Annotated in this window: 5 protein-coding genes; 2 read left to right on the top strand and 3 right to left on the bottom strand. The window is 59.1% G+C overall.

What is annotated here, in order from left to right:
* On the bottom strand, nt 1–689 hold a 689-nt coding region (locus tag WA354_RS20125), incomplete at its 3' end, for a zinc-binding metallopeptidase family protein (protein ID WP_472814806.1).
* 313 nt (nt 690–1002) lie between these two features.
* Between WA354_RS20125 and WA354_RS20120 the strand changes: the two genes are divergently transcribed.
* Together WA354_RS20120 and WA354_RS20115 are read left to right on the top strand one after the other, a co-directional pair.
* On the top strand, nt 1003–2646 hold the full coding sequence (locus WA354_RS20120) for a trypsin-like peptidase domain-containing protein (protein ID WP_472814805.1): 1644 nt from the start codon (nt 1003–1005) through the stop codon (nt 2644–2646).
* A 418-nt stretch (nt 2647–3064) separates the two neighbouring features.
* Nucleotides 3065–3574, top strand: coding sequence for a peptidoglycan-binding domain-containing protein (locus tag WA354_RS20115; RefSeq protein WP_472814804.1), 510 nt, complete (start codon nt 3065–3067; stop codon nt 3572–3574).
* 437 nt (nt 3575–4011) lie between these two features.
* On the opposite strand, the gene WA354_RS20110 is transcribed toward WA354_RS20115, so the two are convergent.
* Both WA354_RS20110 and WA354_RS20105 read right to left on the bottom strand, forming a co-directional pair.
* The gene (locus WA354_RS20110) at nt 4012–5583 is read right to left on the bottom strand and encodes a carboxylesterase/lipase family protein (protein WP_472814803.1); all 1572 of its coding nucleotides are present in this window, start codon (nt 5581–5583) and stop codon (nt 4012–4014) included.
* A 312-nt stretch (nt 5584–5895) separates the two neighbouring features.
* A partial coding sequence (locus tag WA354_RS20105; RefSeq protein WP_472814802.1) for a diaminopimelate decarboxylase family protein occupies nt 5896–6639 on the bottom strand: 744 nt, incomplete at its 5' end.

The following is a 6639-nucleotide window of genomic DNA, read 5'->3' as shown; positions in this document are numbered from 1 at the left end:
CTCCGCACCAGCACCGCGACGGCTCCCACCGCTGCGCCTGCGATTGGCCCCACGGCGCGATATACCACGCTGTTTCCGTACGCCTCAAGCCCGTGCCCCGTCGCCGCAAGTTCCTTGTCGAACGGATGATTAAACAACAGGATCTTTCCCTTTACCGCCCCCGCCGGCAGCGCATGCAACTGGCCCCAGTTGTCCACCACCACCACTTCCGCCGTCAGCCCTTCCGGTGGAGTGGCCACGCTCCCGCCCAGCGCCGTCAGCACGATCTTCTGCGTTGTTCCTGTCGCCTGCCCGGACCACGCTGTCAACTCAGCCGTCTCCACTCCGCGCACCCAGTGCGGCACTGAAGCCTTCTCCAGCGTCACTTCCGCGCCCAGTGCCCGCATCTCGCCCATAACGTAGTCCACCGCCTTCTGTGCCTGCGGAGATCCGCTCAACCGCGGACCGATATTGTCCGTCAAGTGCTGCAGCTCGTTGTACGCGTAGTCACTCTTCATCGCCGCATCGCGCAGCCGGCCCATGGTGCGCAACTGCTCGTCGCTCCATGCACTCTTGCCGCCCGCCATCATCTGGTTCAGACGGTCCAGCATCGTGAGATCCGTTTCCGCTTTGTCCGAGCCCTGCACCGCACCCGTCTGTCCCGCGCATACCTGCACTCCGGCCGGCACCATCGCGGCCGCAATCACCATGAATCTGCACCACTTTAATGGGGAATCCATGCCGGATGTTAGCATGCCCCATGCAACACTCTTTCCACTCCGAACCGTCTATACATGGGTGACTGCTTTTAAGATCCTCCCCATCGAGCTACCCTGCCCATCCATTCAGGCATCCGAGGCTTGAGATGCCACACGAGGTCCGTTGCCGACGCAAGATCCGCCTCCGACTCGCTGTGCATCACACTGTGCGTCAGAGGAACCCTTCCGACAGCTATACTTAAGATTGGCGCTTTGGATTTTCTAGAACCCCGTTGGATGAACCAGTAAAGAGGTCTTTGAACCGATGAAATCGCTCCTTGCACGTCTGCGGTCGCACCGCCTCGCATCGACTTTCGTTTTGCTCGCCACTCTCTCCGCCGCCCTCGTCGGCGGTTCCTTCGCAGCTCACGGAGTGCGCGGCCAGGAGAGGACCAGCGACAGCACCGATGCCACCCCGCTCAAAGTCGCTAATTCCACCATCGAACCCAATCCCTTCGTCAAGATCGCCAAGGCCGTCGGACCTGCTGTGGTGAACATCAACACCCAGACTCTTCCCAAGGCTGTCGACAATAAAAACCGACGTCCCAATCCCCACACCCGCGTTCAGCCCAATCCGCAAAACCCGGGCGACGACGATGATAATCAGGATCAGGGTCCCGGCCAGGGAGGCCAGGGAGACAACAACTTCCAGGACTTCTTCAATCGCTTCTTCGGCGGCCAGGCTCCTGACCAGGACGGCGGCGACGACGGCCAGGTCCGCGAGTCCCTCGGCTCCGGCTTCATCGTCGATCCCAAGGGCTACATCATCACCAACAATCACGTCATCGAAAAGGCCGACAAGATCTTTGTCAAGCTCTCCACCGATCCGGATTCGCAGGACCTCGGCCGCCCCGCCCGCGTCATCGGCACCGATAAGGCCACCGACCTCGCCGTTATCAAGATCGACACCAGTTCGCCTCTGCCCACTGTAAAAATGGGCAACTCCGATCAGGCCCAGGTCGGCGACTGGGTTGAAGCCATCGGCAGTCCCTTCGCCCTCGCGCAGACCGTTACCGCGGGCATCGTCTCGGCCAAGAATCGCACCATCGAGCCCGGTGTCGCCGGCCAGTTTCAGCACTTCATTCAGACGGATGCCGCCATCAACCCCGGCAACTCCGGCGGTCCCCTGCTCAACATGAACGGCGAAGTCATCGGCGTCAACACCGCCATTTACACCCAGTCGGCCGGCTACCAGGGCATCGGATTCGCTATGCCCTCCAACACCGTCGTCTCGGTCTACAACGACCTCATCAGCCCCAGCCACAAGGTTACCCGCGGGTCGATCGGTATTTCATTCCGCTCCGGTCTCTCCGGCGCGGTCAACCGCGTTTACGGCTTCAAGAATGGAGTACTGGTCCAGCAGGTGCAGCCCGGCGGCCCCGCCGACAAGGGTGGCATCAAGCCCGGCGACATCATTACCTCCATCGATGGCCGCTCCATCAAGGATGGCGACGACCTCGTAAACGACATTGCCAGCCGCCGTCCCGGCTCCAGCATTCGCCTCGGCTATCTGCGTGATGGCAAGCAGGCCGATGCCACCATCACCGTCGGCGATCGGGACAAGGTCTTTGCCGACCTCACCGGTCAAAAGCCTGAGAACGCCCCTGACAACACCAGCGAAGCCGGCGAAAAACTCGGCATTGCGGTTCGCCAGGTCACCGATCAGACAGCTGCCCGACTGCATACCTCCGGAGTCGTTATCCAGGCTGTTCGACCCGGTTCCTTCGCCGACCTCCAGGGCCTCGAGCCGGGCCTCGTGATCGTCCGCATCAACAAACACCCAACCGGCACCAAGGACCAGTTCGACTCCGTGGTCAAGGGCCTCAAATCCGGCGATGACGTAGTCTTTGAAGTCATGGACCCCCATCATCCCGAAAACGGAATCAACTACGTAGGCGGTACGTTGTAGTCTACGTAAGCGGTATCTCATAGCTGTGCTTCACGCCGGGGAGAGAGCACCCAGTCTCTCGCTCCTCCCCGGCATCCAAATTGTTCAGCAGGTTTGTACCAGGCAGAAAAGGTTTGTATCAGGGCAAAAGATTTGTATCAGGGCCGCACAAGGTTTGTATCAGGGCATGACTTCAGTCATGCCGACAAGACCAGCAATTTGGCACGGGCTTTAGCCCCTGCCATGCGACGCACGTCACAGACCCGGACCGGCCATCGAAAGTACACCTGAACGCATTGGACTTTCGTTTTTTTGCCGAACTTTTGTTTTCTTCGTTGCCCGTATTTCTCTGGTGCCAATCCCTTTTTGTTGGCACACTCGATGGACGTCCAGTAGAATCCGCTCCACGTCCAGGAACTTTACTTTTGAGGTAACCAGCATGCTTTTATCCCGAGCAAGCCTGGCGTTTCTGCTATCGGCCTCCGTCATTGCGGCCCCGGCGTTCGCGAATACTACCACGGCCACACACACCACCGCCCATAAGAAAAGCTCATCCGCTCACTCGACCCACGCCAGCAAATCAACTGCTAAGAGCCACAAAACGGCTAAGACGTCGCACCACAAAAAGTCTCACGGCCAGCAGGGTATCGACTCGGCCCGCGCCACTGAAATCCAGAAGGCTCTCATTCGCGAGCACTACCTGACGGGCGACGCAAATGGACAGTGGGATTCAAACACAACAGCCGCCATGCGCAAGTTTCAAGCCGACCAGGGCTGGCAAACCAAGCTTATGCCCGATTCCCGGGCCCTCAAGAAGCTCGGCCTTGGCCCCGACTACTCCGACGCCATCAACGCCAACGGCTCGTCCTTCGCCGATCCCAAACCCGCCTCTGGCATCCCCTCCGCGCAGGCCTCTGGCTTCGCTGCAGCCTCCGGCGTCAACCGCTAACCAAACATCTTCCTTCGAAAAGCAAAGGCCGCCAAAACAGGCGGCCTTTTCAACGTTTTTCTCTGTCCGGCGAAATTGGAGACCAGCGTGGTCAAGCTCTCCCCACAACAGAATTCTTTAACCCCTTGATTCAAAACGCAAAATCCTCGCGCCAGGTTTGCAGGCAATTTCCGCCATCCGTTGCACAATGGAATTGTACGGCTATCTCCTCGCAACGATGCCAGAAAGACCTCCGGCTTCGGCGGGGCCGATTTCTCCTAAGTCCTTTTATGAGAATAATCTGCGGCTAAGTCCAGCCATTAGAATACTTTGGAGCGATGAACCTCCCGTACCTCCGTGAAAACAGGAAACTTCTTCACAGAGACGGGTGGGGGGGGCAGGGGTACCCAATCCTTGCGGACATAGCTCCCACAAGGATGGGGGGTGCCGCTCAAACACTAGAAATGCATAGCCGGAATGCCCTGCAGCAGGAACAGATACCGGTCCCGCGTCGTGTCCGGTCCTGACGTGATCGGGCTGTTCAGGTGAATCAGAGAATTGTCCGTCGTGTCGTACTTCGGCCAGTTCGGCACTCCCGTTCCATTGGGATCGCCGTTCTTCGCGAAGTTCGTCCAGTACGTCATCATCGCCTCACTCAGTTGCCGGTCCTCAGGCCGCACCGTTTCACCGGGCCGTGTATCAAGGGTCCCAAACACATACTCGATGTCGTCGGAGTGGAAAGCAAACGTCCCGGGATGATACTTGCTCGGCAGCGCCGCCAGTTCGAAATGATACCGATAGACCGGAGAATCACCCGTCTTGCGCTGCGCCTCCAGCCACTTCCAAGTTCCGAAAGCGATGAACTGATCGCTGCCGAAATCAACCGCCGATCGCAGCGCCTGCGCATCCGTATCGCCCGGGTACAACTTCAAAAACTCCGCCGAGCGATCCTTGAACAATCCCTTTGCCATCGCCTGCCACTGCGCCGCTGTCATTCCGCGCATTGCGAAGAAGCTGCCCTCATCGGCATTCCATCCCGCCAGCAGCGGAACGTGCGCCTGCTTGCCTGCTGCATAAGTATCAGGAACAGGCTCGGTCAAAAACTTTCCATCAATATCCGGAGCAAACCCCGTTGCGCCCTTGGTTTTCGCAGCTTCCAGGATCTTGTCCGTCGGCATCGCGCGTAATTCGGCCAGATTCTTCACGCCCAGCGTCGCTACCCACTTGCCGTCAATCGCAGCCCGTTCGGTCACAGTCTGTCCGCCGAGATTCAGCGCGCTCGGAAACGCTGCGCCGCTCTCGCCGATCGCCTTCGCGAAAAGACCCTGCGCCATCGGCGAAGCCATCAGCGTGCTCACTGCAAACGATCCCGCGCTCTCGCCAAAGATCGTCACGTTGTTCGGATCGCCGCCAAACTTTCCGATGTTTTTCTTTACCCACTCGAGCCCCGCGACCATGTCCATCAATCCGTAGTTGCCCGCGACGCCGTTGTTCTCCTTCGCCAACTCATCGGTCACAAGGAAGCCGAACACGCCTAGCCGATAGTTGATCGTGACCAGAACCACGCCCTTCAACGGCAGAAAGTCTCCGTTATGGCGCGGCTCCGAACTGCCGCCGCCTGAGTAGCCGCCACCATGAATCCAGAACATTACGGGCAGCTTGCTCTTCTCTTTCGCATCCGCAGGCGTGTAGACATTCAGGAAGAGGCAGTCTTCACTCGGACCAGCGTCCTGGAACACCATGTCGTCGAACACGCGGCCCTGTGCGCAATGCGCGCCATACTTCGTCGCATCGCGTTCGCCTTTCCACTTCGCCGGCGCCTGGGGAGCCTTCCAGCGCAGATCGCCAACTGGCGGCGCCGCATACGGCAGCCCCATGAACGCCCGCACTTTCCCATCATTGATTGTCTTGCCGACGAGCTTGCCCTGCGCCGTCTTCACCTTCAACGAATCTGCATTCAAGTTGGCCGATACTCCCACAAACAGCCCCGCTACCGCCAAGGCACACAACGCCTGCATACGAAAATACATTGCAAATTCCTCCGCGAGATACCTTATCAGGACGGACCAAAGAGCGCAGTAGTTTCAACCGCGCGAGGAGCCATAACAAGCAATCGCGTGAACATCGTTTCATTGTGATCCTCGGGGCACGGCAGAAGGCTCACGTCCGCTCATGGACTAGCCGCCAAGCTATCTCCCGAACGAGAACATGAAAGTAGCCCGTCTCCCGGAGGGAGACCATGAAAATAGCCCAGGATGAAGCGCAGCGCAATCCTGGGACAACGTGCACCGCAACTCATCCGTCCCGTAGGGCCGGATCGAACCAAATCACTAAGGCAGTGTCTAGATGATCTCCGTCGCCAGCAGATCCTTCATCTCCTCGCGCCGGCGAATCAGCCGATGCTTCGTTCCATCCACCAGCACTTCCGCCGCGCGAAAACGAGAGTTGTAATTGGAGCTCTGCGCCATCCCATAAGCGCCCGCATCCAACAGCGCCACCAGGTCGCCTGCCTCAACCGGCTTCAACATGCGATCGCGCGCAAAGAAGTCTCCCGTCTCGCACACCGGACCAACTACATCGACCGCCCGCGCCCGACCCGCCCGCGGATTGACGGGCACAATCTCGTGATAAGCCTGGTAAAGCGCCGGCCGAATCAGATCATTCATCGCCGCATCCACAATCACAAACGTCTTCTTCCCGTTCTTCTTCACATTCAGCACGCGCGTTACCAGCGCCCCAGCCTGCGCGACGATAAAGCGCCCCGGTTCAATCAGCAATTTGCCATCAAAGCCTACCAATGCGTTCTCGATCGCTGCCGCATACTCCTGCACCTTCACCGCCGGATCACTACTATCCGCGCCGCCGTGATCCCGGGGTCCCCTGCGACGGGTCTTCGTCGCTGGGGTGGAGTGATAATCAATGCCCAGACCGCCGCCCGCATCTACAACCTTCAGCGCAACGCCCTCGCGTCTCAGTTGCATCACCAATTTGCACACCCGCTCCATCGCCGCGCCAAACGGCTCCGCCGACCGAATCTGCGAACCGATGTGCACGCTGATCCCATGCGCCTCAAGCCATCTGTTCCG

It is taken from the genome of Occallatibacter sp. (assembly GCF_049802275.1).
Lineage (GTDB): Bacteria > Acidobacteriota > Terriglobia > Terriglobales > Acidobacteriaceae > Telmatobacter.
Note: the sequence above shows the minus strand (reverse complement) of the source record. Positions and strands in the feature narration are given on the sequence as shown.

Excerpts from the sequence above, each read along its gene's own strand:
- WA354_RS20110 (WP_472814803.1), bottom strand. The coding sequence starts at position 5,583 with ATGTATTTTCGTATGCAGGCGTTGTGTGCCTTGGCGGTAGCGGGGCTG.
- WA354_RS20115 (WP_472814804.1), top strand. The coding sequence starts at position 3,065 with ATGCTTTTATCCCGAGCAAGCCTGGCGTTTCTGCTATCGGCCTCCGTC.
- WA354_RS20120 (WP_472814805.1), top strand. The coding sequence starts at position 1,003 with ATGAAATCGCTCCTTGCACGTCTGCGGTCGCACCGCCTCGCATCGACT.